Source organism: Leptotrichia buccalis C-1013-b, from assembly GCF_000023905.1.
Classification (GTDB): domain Bacteria; phylum Fusobacteriota; class Fusobacteriia; order Fusobacteriales; family Leptotrichiaceae; genus Leptotrichia; species Leptotrichia buccalis.
Genome location: NC_013192.1, coordinates 587,166 through 606,472 on the forward strand (window position 1 = coordinate 587,166; position 19,307 = coordinate 606,472).

The following is a 19,307-nucleotide window of genomic DNA, read 5'->3' on the forward strand; positions in this document are numbered from 1 at the left end:
CTAACAAAAGTAACTATTACCCAAGAATCCTGCAACGTAAGGAGTGGGAGGTTCAGATGACGGAAGGGCAGATTATAAAATGGAATAAAAAAGAAGGGGAAAAGGTAGAAGAAGGGGAAATTTTACTTGAAATAATGACAGATAAGACAAGTATGGAACTGGAAGCAGAAGAATCAGGATACTTGATAAAAATAGTAAAAGGAGATGGAGAAACTGTACCTGTTACAGAAATTATCGGATATATTGGTGCAGAAGGAGAAGTGGCTCCAGAAGCAGGTTCGGCAAGTCCAGCACTAGAAAATACAGCTTCTCAATCAGTACCTGAAAAAGTGGCTGCGGCTAGCGAACCTAAAAAAGAAAAAGCAGAAGATGAATTTGATATTGTTGTAATCGGTGGAGGGCCTGCTGGATATGTAGCGGCAATTCGTGCAGCTCAGCTTGGTGCAAAAGTGGCAGTTGTGGAAAAAAGTGAATTTGGTGGAACTTGCCTGAACAAAGGATGTATTCCTACAAAAACGTTTCTTAAAAATGCTGAAATTATCGAAGGTATCGAAATGGCAGGCAAAAGAGGAATTATTTTGGAAAGTGAAAAATACACAATTGATATGCCAAAAGTTGTACAGTTAAAAAATGATATTGTAAAAACATTGACAAATGGTGTGAGAGGACTTCTGAAAAGCAATGAAATCAAAATGTATAATGGAATCGGAAAAATCAACAAGGATAAAGATGTCGTTGTAAATGGAGAAACTGTTTTACGAGCTGATAAAATTATCTTGGCTGGTGGTTCAAAAGTTGGAAAAATTAATATTCCAGGAATTGAAAGTAAAAAAGTGCTTACAAGTGACGATATTTTAGATTTACAGCAAATTCCAAAATCACTTACTGTAATTGGTGGAGGAGTTGTAGGAATTGAGCTTGGACAAGTATTTTTATCATTTGGAAGTGAAGTTACAGTTGTGGAAATGATGGACAGAATTGTGCCAGGAGTAGACAGAGAATCTTCAGTTGTACTTAGAAAAGAGCTTGAGAAGAAAGGTATGAAAATATTGACTTCCACACAAATTAAGGAAATTTTTGATGATGGACATAATTTAACAATTAAAGTTGATGGACATGATGACATTGTTTCTGAAAAAGCGTTATTGTCAATAGGAAGAGTACCTGACTTGGAAGCTGTTGGAGAGCTTGAACTGGAAATGGAAAAAGGGAAAATCAAAGTTGATAAATACATGGAAACAAGTATATCAGGAATTTATGCGCCTGGAGATATAAACGGAATTAAGATGCTTGCTCATGCAGCGTTTAGAATGGGAGAAGTTGCGGCTGAAAATGCGGTTCAAGGAAATCACAGAGAAATCAGACTTGAAACAACTCCATCGGCAATATACACAGTACCAGAAGTGGCAATGGTTGGACTTACAGAAGAAGAAGCAAAAGAAAAATACGACATCAAAGTTGGTAAATTCCAGTTTGCAGCAAATGGAAGAGCATTAGCATCTGGAGAAACAGCAGGATTTGTAAAAGTTATTACAGATAAGAAATATGGAGAAATTTTAGGAGTGCATATTGTAGGGCCTTCGGCTGCGGAAATTATTAACGAAGCGTCAGGGCTTATGGCGATGGAAATTACAGTAGATGAAGTAATCAAAACAATTTATGCTCATCCAACTTATTCAGAAGCCTTATTTGAAGCATGTGCAGACGCACTTGATGAAGCAATTCATTTGCCTAAAAAAAGGAAATAATAGTAAAAACTAAAATTTTGAAGGGAATTTTAAATATATGAAATACTATGTTAATAAATCGAATGACCCAGCATTTAACATTGCTTTAGAAGAATACTGCTTTAAACAGCTACGTGACATTGATGAAATATTTTTACTTTGGATAAATGAGCCAACAATTGTTGTGGGAAAATATCAGAATACAATTGAAGAGATAAATACGGAATATACACGTGAAAAGGGAATCCACGTTGTTCGTAGAATTTCTGGCGGAGGTGCAGTTTACCACGATTTAAACAATTTAAACTACACGATTATTTCCAATAAGCAGGAGGACAAGGAAGGCTTTAACTTTAAGGAATTTTCAAAGCCAATTATAGAAACTCTGGCAGAATTGGGTGTAAAAGCGGAATTTACAGGTAGAAATGACTTGGAAATAGATGGACAGAAGTTTTGTGGAAACGCTCAGGCGTATATAAAAGGACGTGTAATGCACCATGGCTGTCTATTATTTGATGTAAATTTTGGAGAATTGGGAAATGCATTAAAAGTTTCAAAGGATAAAATTGAATCAAAAGGTGTAAAATCAGTAAGAAGCCGTGTTACAAATATTCTTCCTCATTTGAAACAGCCAATCACAGTAAACGAATTTGGTGAAAAAATAATGGAGTACATGAAAAAACATTATCCAGAAATGGAAGAATACAAATTTACTCCAGAAGAGTTAAAAATAATTGAAGAAAATGCAGAAAAGAAACATAGAAACTGGGAATGGATTTATGGAACTTCTCCAGAATTCAATATAACTCGTGAAAAACGTTTCACAAATGGAAAAATCCAAATTTTTGCCACAGTAGAAAATTCCAGAATTAAAAATATCAAATTTTATGGAGATTTCTTTGGAAAAAATGAAGATTTGAGTGAAATTGAAAATTTATTGAAAGATACGAAATATACAAGGGAAGCTGTGAAAGAAAAACTGGAAACAGTTGATATTGAGGAGTATTTTTCTAGATTTACGGTAGATGAAGTTGTGGAAGTTATTGTTGGATAATAATTAATAAAGTAGGCACTTTGGAGACAGAGTGCCTTTTTTCTAAAAAAAAATAAGACTAAACAGCCTTATTTAAATATTTTTTACATAAATATTGATAAAATTTATTTTCAATAAAATATTTAGTCAAATTTGAAACAAAGAATACTATTAAAAAATAAATTGCAAAATCTGCGTGAGTTCGTATTTCTCCTATAAATTTTTCAAATAAAATATACAATGGTCTATGCAAAATATATATTGAGTAACTTATGCTTCCAAGGTAAATAAAGATTTTATTTCCCAAAAATTTACTGAAAAATCCATTATCCAAATATAGGAATACGATTAAAGGTATAAAAGACAGGGAAATAACAGTAGAATTATACGGCAGAAACTTATTATATGGAGCAAATAACAAAAATATAATGTAAATTATTGTAAAAAATGAATAAATATTTCTTTTTTTAATATTTTTTATTTTATCATAAAGCAACATACCGAGTGTAAAAGTGCTAATGTACATAAGAGGATTGTATTTTATAAATTCAAGGACTGTTCCACTGTTAGAATTTAGCTTGAAAAGATAATTGAAAAAATAATAGACGTACAAATTGATGATTAATACAAAATATACAAAATATTTATTTTTTTTAAATTGTAATAATGCTGGAAATAATAAAAGTAAAAAAGCTAGTACAGAAAGATACCACGCAGATGAATTGTAACTTAGTGATCTGTTAAAAATCCATGACTGTACCAGAAGCATATTATATATAATTGTTCCTTTAAATTTTAGTGTTAGTATGAGTGATAAAAGGTAGACAGGATAAAATTTAAAAAATCTGGTCTTGTAAAAAATTTGAGTATCAAGATTCTTATTTGAGTAAACGTATGTTAAAAGAAATCCTGAAAGTAAAAAAAAGAAAAATACCCAAGCAATCCCATGTTCTAATAAAAATGGAATTTTTCCCAAAGAAAATGAAGAATGCACTGTAGCATGATAATAAAGTACTGATAATGCTCCGATAAACCTAAAAATCTCAAATTGATTATATTTTTTTATAATCACCCGTAATCACTCTCTCTCTTTTTAAAATATATGATTGCATTATATCATATTTACAATTAAATTTCATTAATTTTTTTAAAAGATAATTAGATTTATTTAATATTAAATCAATAAAAATCAAATTTTATTAAAATTTTAAATTATTATGATTTTGAAAAGATTTCACTGTAATGGAAAAATATTTATTAGAAACGTAATAAATGATACACCTTTTTTATACAAAATATGATAAAATAATTTTGAAAACCAAAGTATTTTTTGAAAATATAAGTTGAAAAGGAAAAGGTGATTATTATGGCAGGAGATATGAAAAAATATTTGAATCTAGATTTTGAAAAAATAGAGAAAATGACACAAATTAAGAAAGATTATATTGAAGGAAAAACTGATTTTGAAACTACAAAGAAACTTGTAAGAGAAAATTTCGACAAAATGACAGCAAGTGAATTTGCTTATTCAGAGCAGAAAATTAAGGAACTGGGATTTGATGATAATACTGTTCACAATAAAATGAATGATGTTTTGGGGCTTTTTGAAGATATTATTGTAAAAGATGAGTTTACTTTACCTGAAGGACATCCAATAAATACATATATTCTGGAAAATAAGGCGGCTAGAAAGTTAATTGCGGAAATGAAAGAAGAATACGGGAAAAAATTTATTAAAAATAAATGGCTAGAATTTTATGATAAACTGTCGCAATTCAATCCGACGCATCTGGCAAGAAAACAGCACCAGCTTTTTTCAATTTTGGAAAGTAAAGGATTTGACAGACCGTCGAGAATAATGTGGAGCTTTGATAATGGAGTTCGAGATAGTATAAGTGAAGCGAGAAAACTTTTAGAGAATGACAAAATTGAAGAATTTTTGGAAAAACAGGAAAATGTGTGGGAATTGACACTGGATATTATGCACAAGGAAGAAGAAGTGCTATTTCCAACATCAATGAAAATGATAAGTGAAGATGAATTTAAAGCGATGCGTGCTGGAGATGATGAAATCGGCTACTTCCTTATTGAAAAGCCTAAAGGCTTCTACCCTGAAAATTCGGAGCAATTAAATGATACTTTAGCTTCAAATTCAGAGCATAATATCTCAGAAGCTCAGAATATTGTTCAAAATACTCAATCAGCTGGAAACTTTATGAATGATCTAGCAACCCTTATGGCAAAATATAATATGGGAAATCAAAAGGAAGAAAACGAAGTTTTTGATGTAAAACAAGGAAAATTGACACTTGAGCAAATTAATCTGATTTTTCAGCATATGCCTGTAGACCTTTCTTTCGTAGATGAAAATGAAATTGTAAAATTCTACACAGATACAAAACATAGAGTTTTCCCAAGAAGTGCTGGAGTAATTGGACGTGATGTGAAAAATTGCCACCCAAGAGAAAGTGTAAGTTCTGTACTTGAAATAATTGATAACTTTAGAAGTGGAAAACAAGATGAAATTGACTTCTGGCTGGAAATGCGTGGGAAATTCATTTACATTTACTATGTTGCCGTAAGAGATGAAAATGGCGTATTTAAAGGTGTGCTGGAAATGATGCAGGATGTTACAAGAATAAGAAGCCTAACAGGTGAAAGAAAACTAGTAACTTGGGAATCAGAAGGAAAACAAGAAAAACAAGAAAACTATGAAGAAAATAAAAATGAATTTAAAAGCAAATATAATTTTACTGGAAAAACAGTAATAGGAGATATTGTAAAAAAATATCCATATATTAAAGAATATATGCCATTAATCTCTCCTGAATACAAAAGACTTTTAGATCCTATTCAATATATGATGATGTCTAAAATAGCGACTCTCCAAATGATTGCAATGCGTGGGGAACTGGAACTTGATTATTTGATTATGATGATTGAAGCTAAAATTGATGAAGAAGAAAATAAATAAAATCTAGAATATAAAAAAGACTACTTCAATAATTATTTTATTAGAAATAGTCTTTTTTGTTATTAAATTTTATTTAGATATTTCCTGATTAACTTTCAATATAATCTTGTACTTGAACTGGCTCAATATTCCAAATTTCTTTCGCATATTCAGCAATCGTTCTATCTGAACTGAATTTACCTGCATTTGCAATATTTTTAAGAGCTTTTCTAGTCCATTCTCTTCTATCTTTGAAAGCATTTTGAAGTCTATCTTGAGCTTCTCTGTACGATGCGAAATCTTTTAATAGGAAATACACATCTGGACGAGAACCATCTACTCCGTATAACAATGAATTTTGTAGTTCTCTGAAGATTCCTGTATGATTATCGTCATAAGTTCCGTCACCTAACTGATCCACAACTTTTTTAAGCCCTTCCACGCTGTTATATTCGTCAAATGGATTGTACCCTCCATGTGCTTGATAATTTTCAACTTCCTGTGCAGAAAGTCCAAAGATAAAGGCATTCTCAAGTCCAACTTCTTCAACAATTTCCACATTTGCTCCATCCATTGTTCCAAGAGTTAATGCACCGTTTAGCATAAATTTCATATTACCAGTTCCAGATGCTTCTTTACTTGCTGTAGAAATTTGTTCTGATACATCTGCTGATGGGAATATTTTTTCTGCAAGTGAAACTCTGTAGTTTTCAAGGAATACAACTTTGATTTTTCCGTTAATGTCGCTGTCGTTATTTACTTTTTCTGCAACGGCATTGATTAATTTGATAATTCCTTTTGCACGTCTATATCCAGCTGCTGATTTTGCTCCAAATATAAATGTTCTTGGTTCAACATCCAAATATGGATTTTCTTTTAATCTATTGTACAAGTCCATAATATGAAGTACATTTAATAATTGTCTCTTATATTCGTGTAATCTTTTTACTTGAATATCAAAGATAGAGTTAGGATTTACTTCAATTCCTGTTGTATCTTTAATATATTTAGCTAATTTTTCTTTATTATGAAGCTTAATTTCAGAAACTCTGTTTAATATGTTGTCATCATCCAAGTATTGCTCCAATTTTTTAAGTTCGTATAAGTTTGTAATCCATTTGTCTCCGATTAATTCTGTAATTAGTGCTGCTAATTCAGGATTTGCTTTTAATAGCCATCTTCTTTGAGTAATTCCGTTTGTTTTATTTAGGAATTTTTCAGGATATAATTCGTTCCATTCTTTTAATTCGATGTTTTTAAGAATTTCAGTATGTAGTGCCGCAACTCCGTTTACTTTGTGTGAACCTACTATTGCAAGCCATGCCATTCTAACTTGTCCATTTCCAATGATTGACATTTTATTAATTCTTTCCCAATCTCCAGGATATTTTTCCTGTAATTCTGCAACGAATCTTCTGTTAATTTCTTCAATAATTTGATAAGCTCTTGGCAATAATGGCTGGAATAATGAAATATCCCATTTTTCCAAAGCTTCTGACAAGATTGTATGGTTTGTGTAAGCAAATACATTTTTACAAATGTTCCAAGCTTCATCCCATCCTAATTTTTCTTTATCCAAGAAAATTCTCATCAATTCAGGAATTGCAACTACTGGGTGAGTGTCATTTAATTGAATTGCAACTTTATCTGCAAATTTAGAAAAATCATTTCCAAATACAGATTTATATCTTCTTATAATATCTTGCAATGAAGCTGATGTAAAGAAGAATTGCTGTTTTAATCTTAATTGTTTTCCGTCTTTTTCAGTATCATTCGGATATAATACTCTTGAAATATCTTCAGCCTGTACTGCTTTTGCAGAAGCCTGTAAATAAGTCTGGTCATTAAACAATTTTAAGTCAAATCCTTCAGGCGATCTCGCTTCCCATAATCTCAGTGTATTTACAGTATCGTTTCCATAACCGATAACAGGAACATCGTAAGCCACAGCGTGAACTGTTTCAGTATTTACACGTTTAAAGTATTCTTTTCCAAATTCGTCACGATGAACTTCAATTTGTCCTCCAAATTTTACTTCAAATACTCTGTCCATTCTTTTAATTGACCAAGGGTCACCATATTTTGTCCAGTCATCTGGATATTCCATCTGGAATCCATTTTCAATTTTTTGCTCAAACATTCCGTATTTGTATCTAAGTCCGTATCCATGCCCTGGTAATGATAATGTTGCAAGGGAATCAAGAAAACATGCGGCAAGTCTTCCAAGTCCTCCATTTCCAAGTCCTGCATCCATCTCACGATCTTCAATTTTGTTAATATCTACGCCTAATTCATTCAATGTTTCTTTTATAACGTCATTAATTTGCAAATTAATCAGATTATTCCCCAAAAATCTTCCCATTAGGAATTCTGCTGAAAAATAGTACATTTGCTTTACCTGTTTTTTAGCATAAGTCTTTTTAGTATTGTACCATTTTTCCATTGCGTAATCCAAAGCTACTTTTGAAATCGCATTATATAACTCAAATTCATGAGCTTCTTCAAGAGTTTTTCCATATTGCCTTCTCAGTTCCCTAAGAATATTGTCCTTTAATTCAGCTTTGTCAATTTTCATATTTCCTCCTAAATATTTTATTTTCACTTCACTTTACCACTTTTTCAGCATTATTTCAATACTTTTTATTAAAATTAATATCATTTAGCCGTTATCTTAATTTTGTATAATGAATATTCTAAACTTTATTCTTAATATTATTCAGTTAAATCGCCTTTTTTGACTTACTCTTATAAAATAAAACTTTCTTATATAAACAATACGTTAAGTAAAAAAAGATAAATTTGCTTTCCTTGCAAAAAAACTCTAACCAAGTAATTTTAGTTAGAGTCTTTATTTCTTACGTATTAAACTTTAAATTATCAACTATTCAGTATCTTTTTTTGAAGATTTTTTATTTTTAGACACTTTTTTTTCTTCAGTTTTCTTATCTGTTTCTGATTTTTCCTTAATAACCAAAATACCATCTTCCAAATCAGCAACAAGATGTTTTGCATCAAGGTTTTCAAGATGGAAATCAGTCACATTATCACGTATTTGCTGTTCAATTACACGACGTAGCGGACGTACTCCCATAACTTCATCATATCCTTCTTCTGTCAAAAATTCTTTTGCTGCATCAGATACAGCTAAATCAATTTCTTTTTTAGAAAGAGTTTTATTTACTTCAATAAGCATTAAATCAACAATTTGTGATAAGTCTTTTTTATTAAGATGCGAAAATTCAATCACAGCATTGAACCGATTTAAAAATTCTGGACGGAAGTATGGTTTCAATCTTTCTATAATTTCCTGTTTGTCTGCATTCTCAACAAGTCCTTTTTCATATCCAAATCCAGCATTTGAAGTAGCTATAATTACAGTATTTTTAAAATTTACAGTATTTCCCTGTCCATCAGTTAAACGTCCATCATCTAATACTTGTAAAAGAAGCGTTATAACTTGCGGATCAGCTTTTTCAATTTCATCCAAAAGAATAATTGAATAAGGATTACGACGTACTCTTTCAGTCAAAGTATTATTATTGTCATCATATCCAACATATCCAGCCGTTGTTCCAATAAGTTTTGAAACTGCAGTTCTATCAGAATATTCTGACATATCTAATCTAATAATAGCATCCTTAGTTCCAAACATATCAAGTGCTAGTTGTTTTGCAAGTTCAGTTTTCCCGACACCTGTAGGACCTACAAAAAGAAAACTTCCAATTGGACGGTTACCTTCGTCAAATCCTGCACGGTTACGACGAATTGCACGCGCAACTGCTTCAACTGCTTTATCCTGACCGATAACTTTTGCTTTTAGACGTTTGTTCATTCCTTTTAGACGTTCAATATCACTTGCTCCCATTTGAGAAACGGGAATTCCTGTCATTCTTTCTACAGATTCAGCCACATCATTTATTGTTGCTGTAACTTTCATATCTTCAGTATGATTTTTTATTTTATTTTCTAATTCCTCAATACGATTTTTTGCATTAAGTGCAGCTTCATAATCTTCAGATTTTACTGCCTCAGCTTGTTTTACTTTCTGTTCTTCAATTTGATGTTCTACTGCATGAACATCCGTTACAGGATGTTGAGCAGCCAAATGTGCTGCCGTCACATCAATTAAATCAATTGCTTTATCTGGCAAGCTACGTTGTGGAATATATTGTATTGAGAAATCAACTGCTGCTTTTAAAACATTATCAGGTAAAATTACATTGTGATGTTTTTCATATAAATTACGAATTCCTTGAAGTATTTTATATGTGTCTTCCGCTGATGGAGCATTTACTTTCACTTCATTGAAACGACGTGCAAGTGCGGCATTTTTTAATATTGTATTACGGTATTCATCTTGAGTAGTTGCTCCAATAACTGTCAGTTCCCCACGTGAAAGAGCAGGTTTTAAAATGTCGGCAAGCCCTTTAGAACCACCATCTCCAGTATTTCCTGCACCTAAAATCTGATGAATTTCATCAAAGAAGAGTATAACATTTCCAAGTTCCTTTACTTCCTTCAAAAGATTCTGAATATTTTCCTCAAAACTTCCACGATACTGTGTGCCTGCTTCAAGTCCCGAAATATCAATTGAAATAATTTCCTTATTTTTAATAGCGGCAGGAACATCCCCATTTACAATGGCTTGAGCTAGTCCTTCTACAACAGCTGTTTTCCCAACACCTGCATCACCTACAAGAACTGGATTATTTTTTGTACGACGTGAAAGAATTTCCGAGGTTTCCTGAATTTCCTTGTTACGTCCTATAACTGGATCTAGTTTTCCATCACGAGCTTCCTGTGTAAGATTACGTCCAAGTTTTGCAAGAATTCCATCTTGTTTAACATTTTGCCCTTGAGATGCTTGAGTCTGCATTTCATTATTTATTGGCAATTGTCCCGTTGCACGATATTGTGCAAATTCTTCAGGTGTAACTTCTCTTCCGTTTATCAGATAACGGCGATTTTCAGAATTAAAACCTCTCATTCCTCCCATTAACGAATTAAAAAGATCATCCATACTGTTAAAATCTCTACTCATAAATTACTACCTCACTTTTTTATAAATTTTAAATAATTTTATTGTTTGTTGCTTTAAGTTTACTCTTAATTATTATGTAAGTCAAGAACTAAAACCATAATTATGAGGTTTCTAATAATTTTATTATAAAATTCAAAAATCTATCTCATTGGTGTAATTGCCGTTAATTCCCACTTATGAATTCCCTCATCTTTTTTTGATGAATCATATCCAATGTACACATTTTTTAGCCTTTTATTTACTGGATAAAGTTTATATCTGTACATTAATGGAACTTCTGCTGCTTGCCCAATGTAGTATTTTTGCCAGTTTTTGTATGCTTCTGCTTTATAATTTGGAACTGTCAGTGATTTTTCTCCTAATATTTCACCTATTAATCTATCGTTTTCATCCGAAACAAAACGTGAAAAGTTAAGCTGGGATTTTCTTCCTGCTGAGCCAGTTGGATCTAGACTTGTTCCAACTCCCCATGCTCCAAAGAATACATCTATATCTTTAGAATCTCCCTGCACTTTTTTGTAAAAATTCTGAAAAGCTAGCAATCTTCCAGATGTAAGAACAGCTTTTATCCCTATTTTTTTCCAGCTTTGAATATAATTTTGAGCAAGCGGCTCTGCCACATCTCCTCCTGCCATAAATGCCATCTTTATTTCAAAAGGCTTTCCATTTTTATCTTCACGTATTCCATCGCCATTTACATCCTTGTAGCCTGCCTCATCCAGCAACTGTTTTGCTTTTTCAGGATTATACGGATAACCTTGCAAGTCCTTTGGAAAATATTTTTTGAAAACAGGAGGAATTGCCGAAGTTGCTTGCTGCCTTAGTCCAAAATAAAATGCCTGTGCTATTTCCTCAACATTTATCCCATATACAAGAGCCTGACGTAATCTCACATCTGACATCTTGGCATTCGGATCTGTCACATTTTCCCCTTTAGTCTTGTCATAATGCCCCAATTTAAAGGCTAAATACGAATAATACAAATCCTGCTGTCCCAAAGTTTCTATGTTTTTTAAATCTTTGTAATTATTGTAAAGAGAATCAGGCATGCTTATTACAAAATCATATTTCCCAGCTTTTAATGCTGCCACTATGGATTGTGAATTTACTACTTGCACTATTGCCTTTTCAATTTTCGGCTTTCCTTTGTAATAATACGGGTTTGCCGTAAATTCCAGACTCTCTCCACGTGAAACTTTTGTCAAATTATATGGACCCAATGTTACTGGTTTTATCCTAATTTTATCCGATGAAATCAAGTCCTTTATCGGAATACCTTTTAAATAGTGTTTTGGTATTGCATTTCCGGATAAACCGTTTGCAACTGTGTAAATACTTTGTCCCAGTTGTAAAAAGGAAATTTCCACCGTTTTATCGTCTATTTTTTTTATTCCTGAAATATTTTGGGCTTTCCCATCGTGATATTCTTTCATCCCAACAATTTTCTGAGTTTCTTCAGTATATCTCACACCTGTATAATCTTTATTTCCTATAATTTCATAAGGGAAAATAATGTCATCAGCTGTTAGAGGCTGTCCGTCAGACCATTTTATGCCATCTTTTATTTTTATTGTAGCTTTTTTATTTTTTGCGTCAACTGTAAGAGTTGCAGGTCCTGTATCTGTTATCTCAAAATTTTCATCCACTTCAAATATACTCGAACTTAAAAACATTGAGATAATCTCACCATCATAGCCATCTGAATAAAATGTTTCATTAAAAACCCCAACCAATGGATCATCCTTTACTATCGCCACTTGCAAAGTTCCGCCTTCCACCGCAGGCTCATTGTTTGACGTTTTTTCTGGAAATAATGATAAATTTAGTTTTGCACCTGGCATTTCACTTCTCTTTTTACCAGGATTGCACGAAACTACGAATATTAATACAAGAAGCGTGATTATTAATTTCCATTTTTTCATACTGTTCTCCTTTTTTATTTTATCCTCTTCTCTGTTTTGCGTCAGCCGCCCTGTTTAAAGCCTGTCCGACATAATTGATACAAAGCATCATAATTAAAATCAATATTGACGCTGGGAGCCAAATCCATAATTTTGTTGACAATACTTCTGGATCCGCTGCATAACCAACCAAAGTCCCAAGGCTCGGAGTCGAAAGTGGCAATCCAAAGCCAAGAAAACTAAGCCCTGTTTCAATTCCAATATTTCCAGCAAATCCTAATGTCAATTCCACAATTATAATTGAACTCAAATTAGGTAGTATTTCCCTGAAAATTATCGTAAAATCCTTTGTTCCCATAGTCTTTGAAGCCAAAATATAATCTTTTTGACTTTCGGCAAGTGCCTTACTTCTAATCAGCCTTGCTGCTCCAACCCAGTAAAATGCACTCATTATTAGCACAAAAGTTGCTATAGTGTACTTTGGAACAATAGTAACAAACACAATAATTATCATAAGTGTAGGCAAAATTGTAATAAAGTCGATAACCCTCATAATCACATTATCCACCCATTTCCCATAATATCCTGCAATAAGTCCAAAAAATATTCCAATTCCTGATGTTAAAATCGTTATTGTGAAACCAATAATAATCGAATTTCTGGCACCTAGTATCAACTGCCCCAATATTGAACGCCCTCCAGAGTCAGAGCCTAGCCAAAATCCCTCTTTCATAGGAATGGCATATTTATCCAGAAGGCTTATTTTCATAATTTCCTTCTGATTTGCAAAAAGTGATCCAATAAAAATTATTCCAAAAAGTATGATAAGAATAATAAGCGAAGCAAGTGCCAGCTTGTCCTTTAAAATCTCCCTTACAATAACACTAATTCCAGTCGGTTTGTCGCTTTTCTTAATTTCGTCAAAATTTTCTACTTTTTCGTTATTTTCCTTTAAAATTTCATTATTAGACATCCCTTCACCACCTACTCTATTCTAATTCTAGGATCAACAATACTAAGAATAATGTCTGAAAGCAAACTTCCAAGCAATGTTAAAAATCCAAACAGCAGTATTAATGCTGTGACAACGCTGTAATCCCGTGTTATAATTGAATTTACAAACAGTCCTCCCATTCCAGGATAACTGAATATTTTTTCAATAAAAATTGAACCTCCTAGAAGCCCTGTTATCGAATATCCAAAAAATGCTGCAATTGGTAAAATCGAATTTCTGAAAATGTGTCTTGAATAAACCTTATTTTCTGGCACTCCCTTACTTTTCGCCGTTTTCACATAATCCAGATTCTTAGCGTCAATTACTTCATTTCTCAAATACTGCACAATCCAAGTTGTTCCCAGCAACGCATACGTAACCGCAGGCAATATAATGTGATAAATCCTGTCCAAAATATGTCCCAAAGTGCCAGTACTAAGCCCAGCCGTCACAGATCCAGTTGTTGGAAACCATCCAAGCGTATATCCAAAAAACCAAATCATTATAAGCGAAAGCACAAAAGTCGGAATCGCATAGCTTACATAATTATAAAATGTGACAAATTTATCAAGAAATGAGTTCTGATAACGTCCAGCAAGCATTCCAAGCGGTATTGCAATACAATATGTCAAAATAAGGCTAAGCAGTGACAAAATAAACGTGTTTACTGCCCGTTCCCCAATAAGCGTCTTTACAGGAACATTATAAGTATAGCTCATTCCCAAATTTCCAGAAACGGCATTTTTTAACCATCTTACATACTGAATATGCCAAGGATCCAGCAATCCTGCCTTTCTTCGTAATTCTTCAAGTGCCGCAGGATCAGTCTGCGGTGTAATCAGCCCAGTAAACGGATCTCCCGGCATAAGTTTTGCCAGAACAAAGATTAATAGGCTAAGTATAAATAATTGCGGTATCATAACCAGAATTCTTCGTAAAACTGTTTTCCACATTGATTATTTTCCCCCTTTTCCATTATTTTTCACTATTTCATCTTTAAGAGCAACAAAATGGGTATCTGTCAATTTTTTCAAATCAAAGACACGCCCATTTTCATCATAATATTTTTTTTCATTTTTCAAATATTCCTTTTCAATTTCTATCCTTCTTTTTTTATTCTTTAGCCTTTTTTCAGGATGTACTTCTGGAATTGCGGCAATTAGGCGTTTTGTGTAAAAATGTTCAGGATTTTTATAAATATCATTTTTTGTCCCAGTTTCCACAAACCTTCCACGATACATTATAAACATATAATCGCACATATGCTTTACAACTCCCAAATCGTGGGAAATAAAAAGATAACTTAGTCCAAACTGCTCCTGAATGTCCTTCATATAATTCAAAACTTGTGCCTGAACTGACAAATCAAGTGCCGACACAGGCTCATCCGCAATAATTAACTTAGGTTTTGTCGCAACAGCCCGTGCAATTCCCAGCCTCTGTCTCTGTCCGCCAGAAAATTCATGAGGATATTTGTAAATATCTTCCCTATTCATTCCTACAATTTCCAGCAGTTCCGATACTTTCCTTTTTTCCTCATCTAAAGTCAAATTCTCAAAATTTCTCAAAGGCTCAGAAATCAAGTCAATCACTCTTTTCTTAGGGTTTAAGCTAGACAACGAATCTTGAAAAATCATCTGCACATTCCTATTATACTCACTTCTTCTATTCCTAAATTTTCCATCAATTTCCTTACCTTCATAAATAATCTTTCCACTTTTTATCTTCTCCAGCCCAATTATCGCTTTGCCAATCGTAGACTTCCCAGACCCCGACTCTCCCACAAGTCCATAAGTCTTCCCTTTCTCAATCGTAAAATTGACACCGTCTACAGCATATACGTAATCAATTACCTTATTGAAAAAGCCCCCACGAATAGGATAATGAACCTTCAAGTCTTTCACTTCAATAAAACTCATATTTCTATTTATTCCCTTCTTTAATATTATTTAATAACCTAAATTTTAAAATATTTAATTTATTTTAATTAATAATTTTTTTCTTTTATATTTTTAGTTTTTTTAACGCAGAGGTATCAAACGCCATACCTCTGCACTCCCGCTTTACGCAAAACTTTCTTATAAAGAAAAAATAAAACTCGATTTTGAATTAAGATTATTTTAACATTAATAACTGTATATAATTTAAAATTTAATCCAAAATCTCAGACAGTTATTTTTTCTTTAACGAAATTTTGCTTAATTTTTATTTTAGTTAGATTATTTGCATCAATTAAACTAAAAATTGTCATGATTTTTTGAAAATAAAATTAACTAAACATATTTATATGTTTCTTTCGTCATAACTTCTATAATAAATCCGTTTGTAGAATTAAATTCACTTTATATTTGTGAAAGTGAGCGAAGTTTTACACAGCGAGTTTAGATTTCGCTTTCAAAAAATGCTTAGACAAGCCAGGATTGTAAAGGGGGGCGAATAACACCCTTTATGTATAAAAAAAGAAAATACAGAAAAAATATTTATTAACAAAAAATTTATTATATTAAAATTTTAAAAATAAGTTAACTCTATGATTTATTTTTCAAAATGAAAATTTTTCCAGCAAGTACATCTTACAAAATGATTTTCTCCAACTTCATGTAATGTTGGATTTTTTTCGTGCTCACTTTCCTTTATCCATGGGATTCTTTGAGAAAAACGGCATCCTGTTCTAGTTAATTTAGTCAATGACGGAACAATTCCTTGAATTACGTGTAATTTTTCAGATTCTGTGTCAAGTTGCGGAATTGAGTTTAGTAGAGATCTTGTGTAGGGATGTTTTGGGTTATTGAACAAATCATTTACGTTTGCAATTTCTACAATTTCTCCAGCGTACATTACTGCCACTCTGTCCGCCATTTCGGCAACGACGCCCAAATCATGTGTAATCAGTATAATCCCAGCATTTATTTCACTTTGCAAAGTTTTTAGCAAATCCAGTATTTGTGCCTGTATTGTAACGTCCAATGCTGTTGTCGGCTCATCGGCTATAATAATTTCAGGTTTGCAGGAAAGCGCTATTGCAATCATTACTCTTTGACGCATTCCTCCAGATAATTCGTGTGGAAATTGCCTTGCTACACGTTTTGGATTTTTTATTCCTACATTCTCCAGTAATTCCAGCATTCTGGCTTCTCTTTCAGTTTTGGACAATTTTGTATGATAAATCATTCCCTCTTCAATTTGTTCTCCTATTCTCATAAGCGGATTTAAAGCCGATAGAGGATCTTGAAATATCATGCCAATTTTATTTCCCCTAATTTTATTATATTCTTCCTCATCAATTTCTACCAAATTTTTCCCTTCAAAATTGATTTCTCCTGTCAATTTGGTATTAATCGGATTATGCAGTCCAATAATAGATGTCGCAAGCGTACTTTTCCCACATCCTGACTCTCCCACTATCGCTAATATCTCATTTCTTCTAAGTTCCAGCGAAACATTATCCACAGCGGGAAAATATTCATCTTTTATCCGAAAACTTGTAACAAGATTATTGATTCTGATTAGTGTTTCAGTCTGTTCCATAATTTTCTCCTTATATAAAATTTTTATTAAAATTCAACTTCAAAATTGATAAAAATGATTCAAACATAAAATTATCATAATTTTTTCTTTCAATTTTAAAGAAAGATTACTATAACATTGTAACATATTTTTTATTTTTTTACCTGTAATTTTTTATTTTTCTCAATTTGTCCTTAATAATTCTTATGCGATAAATTTTCAATAATTCTATTTTTATTGTGTGCCAAGATACTCTCAAAGCTACTTATTAATAAAAATGAGACTGTTTCATAAATTAGTCTTATAAGACAGTCCCATTTTTTATTATTAGCTTTCGTATTTATTTATAATATGTATAAGATTTCAGTATGCGCTCAGTTAAAGAAGAATTTTTGGAAACATCTTTTGCAGGTTGTGAAATCTGTACACAATATTTATTTTTTTTATATCCTATGAAACACATAGTAATTATAGAAATACCTGATGAATAATTAGTAAAAACATATTCTCTGGATTTGGAATCATAGGTTGCTTTTGTAGTATTGGAATCATCTACTTTCCAAGTTCCTTTATCTGAACTGTAAATATTGTCAAAATTAACAGTACTAGGATAAACAGAAATTTTTACATTTATATTCAAATTTTTGTTTTCAAAGTTTTGATAATTATTAGTTCCGTCTCTTGATTCGAAACCACTTGGCAAGTCTACTGAACCTATACCTGCACGAGAAAATGTTTGTGTAAATCCTAAAATAGAAGTAAAAAATAAAGCTATAATAATTAATTTTTTCATAGAAATTCCTCCTCTATATTTTTATTTGCGAGCTTTTATAAGTTTTTCCCTTTTTCTGTTAATAATATTATACCTTATTCTTTATACATTTGTTGTAAATAAATCCATTTTTTGATTGACATTCTAAAATTTTCTTTGTATAATAAAAAACGAAGTATTTATTTAAATTTGTGCGAGTGTGGTGGAATTGGTAGACACGCTATCTTGAGGGGGTAGTGGCAGTAGCCGTACGAGTTCAAGTCTCGTCATTCGCACCATTATAAATAAATATAAATTCTAAAATAAAAAATCTTAGTTCTTAAAAATTATACTTTTTCAAACAAATCTAATAGCTTAAATTATGCGAGTGTGATGAAATTGGTAGACATGCTATTTTCAGAGAGTAGTGGCAGTAGCCGTACGGGTTCGACTCCCGTCATTCGCACCATTTACCTAAATTAAAATTATTAAAAAATATCATTTCTAGTAACCTTTGAAATGTTAAATTTTCATACACAGTCTAGTTTAATGTGAATATATTTTACTAGATTACAAAAAAAAACTCTCCTTCATTTTTGAAAGAAAGTTTTTTATTCTATTTTTAAATTATTGTTCAATTATTTTAGATTATTAAAATCCAAATGAGTAACCTACTCCTAAAGTAAGTGTTCCATGGTTAGTATTAAATTTACCTTCTTCTTTATATCCAGGCATATTAAAGCTATATTTTGTTTTCATAGTATTTACATTGTATGATAAGTCAGCAACAAAGTTTTTGTATTGAAGTCCTGTTCCTATTCCATAGTAAATTCCTGATTCAAATTTTAAGCTTTCATCAGCAAGTATATTTTTTGATTCTACTTTTCCTGAAGTAATTGCAAGTCCTAAATTACCTTTTACATAAGGTGTAATTTCAGAAGCATTTTTAAAGTTATATCTAGTTGTAAAGAAGATAGGTACTGAATTAATCCCTTTCATAGTAAGTCCTGGATAATTTTTGCTACTTAATTTGTTGTATCTGTAGGCAATTCCTCCACCGATTTCAAGATTTTCTGCGATTGGTGTTCTGTATTCTCCAGTGATTTCAAATCCATTTTTTAAAGCATCATCATTAATTTTCCAATTTTGGTTATCAGTATCTTTAAATGTTGCACGGTTTGTTAGGTCACCACCTACTCTAACTTCGATTACATCTGCCATAGCAATTGAGCTTACTAGTGCACCTAATAGTAATAATTTTTTCATCAAAATTACCTCACTTTCAAGTTATAAATTTTTATTTTGTTAAGCACTTAATTTATAGCAGATTTTTAATGTTTTGTCAAATTTTCATTTAAAAAAATAATATTAAAAGTTAATAATCTGATGTTACTATACAA

At 31.8% G+C, this 19,307-nt stretch carries 13 protein-coding genes and 2 tRNA genes; 5 read left to right on the forward strand and 10 right to left on the reverse strand.

Annotation, left to right across the window (positions count from 1 at the left end; all coding sequences use genetic code 11):
- Positions 1-56: 56 nt before the first annotated feature.
- Positions 57-1,748 carry a dihydrolipoyl dehydrogenase gene (lpdA, locus tag LEBU_RS02765; RefSeq protein ID WP_012806637.1) on the forward strand — a complete coding sequence of 564 codons (1,692 nt, stop codon included), beginning with the start codon at positions 57-59 and terminating at the stop codon, positions 1,746-1,748.
- A gap of 37 nt (positions 1,749-1,785) precedes the next feature.
- Positions 1,786-2,781, forward strand: coding sequence for a lipoate--protein ligase (locus LEBU_RS02770; RefSeq protein WP_012806638.1), 996 nt, complete (start codon positions 1,786-1,788; stop codon positions 2,779-2,781).
- Between the two features lie 58 nt (positions 2,782-2,839).
- Here the strand turns inward: LEBU_RS02770 and LEBU_RS12425 are convergent, their stop codons facing one another.
- Positions 2,840-3,832 carry an acyltransferase family protein gene (locus LEBU_RS12425; protein ID WP_012806639.1) on the reverse strand — a complete coding sequence of 331 codons (993 nt, stop codon included), beginning with the start codon at positions 3,830-3,832 and terminating at the stop codon, positions 2,840-2,842.
- Positions 3,833-4,126: 294 nt separating this feature from the next.
- On the opposite strand from LEBU_RS12425, the gene LEBU_RS02780 reads away from it, so the two are divergent.
- Positions 4,127-5,734 (forward strand): PAS domain-containing protein, encoded by a 1,608-nt coding sequence (locus LEBU_RS02780; RefSeq protein WP_012806640.1) that lies wholly within the window; start codon positions 4,127-4,129, stop codon positions 5,732-5,734.
- An 88-nt stretch (positions 5,735-5,822) separates the two neighbouring features.
- Here LEBU_RS02780 and LEBU_RS02785 read toward each other — a convergent pair whose 3' ends face one another.
- The 8 genes from LEBU_RS02785 to LEBU_RS02820 form a co-directional block, all read right to left on the reverse strand.
- Positions 5,823-8,288, reverse strand: coding sequence for a glycogen/starch/alpha-glucan phosphorylase (locus tag LEBU_RS02785; protein WP_012806641.1), 2,466 nt, complete (start codon positions 8,286-8,288; stop codon positions 5,823-5,825).
- 306 nt (positions 8,289-8,594) lie between these two features.
- A complete protein-coding gene (locus LEBU_RS02790; protein WP_012806642.1) occupies positions 8,595-10,754 on the reverse strand; it encodes an AAA family ATPase in 2,160 nt (719 codons plus the stop codon).
- A gap of 140 nt (positions 10,755-10,894) precedes the next feature.
- Positions 10,895-12,676 (reverse strand): oligopeptide ABC transporter substrate-binding protein, encoded by a 1,782-nt coding sequence (locus tag LEBU_RS02795; protein ID WP_012806643.1) that lies wholly within the window; start codon positions 12,674-12,676, stop codon positions 10,895-10,897.
- Positions 12,677-12,695: 19 nt separating this feature from the next.
- A complete protein-coding gene (locus LEBU_RS02800) occupies positions 12,696-13,628 on the reverse strand; it encodes an ABC transporter permease (RefSeq protein WP_012806644.1) in 933 nt (310 codons plus the stop codon).
- Between the two features lie 11 nt (positions 13,629-13,639).
- Entirely contained in the window at positions 13,640-14,602 is a 963-nt protein-coding gene (opp4B, locus tag LEBU_RS02805; RefSeq protein WP_012806645.1) for an oligopeptide ABC transporter permease, read from the reverse strand.
- A gap of 3 nt (positions 14,603-14,605) precedes the next feature.
- Positions 14,606-15,568, reverse strand: a complete 963-nt coding sequence (locus LEBU_RS02810) for an ATP-binding cassette domain-containing protein (RefSeq protein ID WP_012806646.1) — start codon at positions 15,566-15,568, stop codon at positions 14,606-14,608.
- Positions 15,569-16,184: 616 nt separating this feature from the next.
- On the reverse strand, positions 16,185-17,177 hold the full coding sequence (locus LEBU_RS02815) for an ABC transporter ATP-binding protein (protein WP_012806647.1): 993 nt from the start codon (positions 17,175-17,177) through the stop codon (positions 16,185-16,187).
- A 319-nt stretch (positions 17,178-17,496) separates the two neighbouring features.
- A complete protein-coding gene (locus LEBU_RS02820; protein WP_012806648.1) occupies positions 17,497-17,949 on the reverse strand; it encodes a hypothetical protein in 453 nt (150 codons plus the stop codon).
- Between the two features lie 172 nt (positions 17,950-18,121).
- Here LEBU_RS02820 and LEBU_RS02825 point away from each other — a divergent pair.
- Positions 18,122-18,206 (forward strand) — tRNA-Leu (locus LEBU_RS02825).
- 85 nt (positions 18,207-18,291) lie between these two features.
- Positions 18,292-18,376: transfer RNA gene (locus tag LEBU_RS02830), tRNA-Leu, on the forward strand.
- A gap of 182 nt (positions 18,377-18,558) precedes the next feature.
- On the opposite strand, the gene LEBU_RS02835 is transcribed toward LEBU_RS02830, so the two are convergent.
- Complete coding sequence (locus tag LEBU_RS02835; protein ID WP_012806649.1) at positions 18,559-19,173, reverse strand: porin family protein; 615 nt, start codon at positions 19,171-19,173, stop codon at positions 18,559-18,561.
- Between the last annotated feature and the right edge of the window lie 134 nt (positions 19,174-19,307).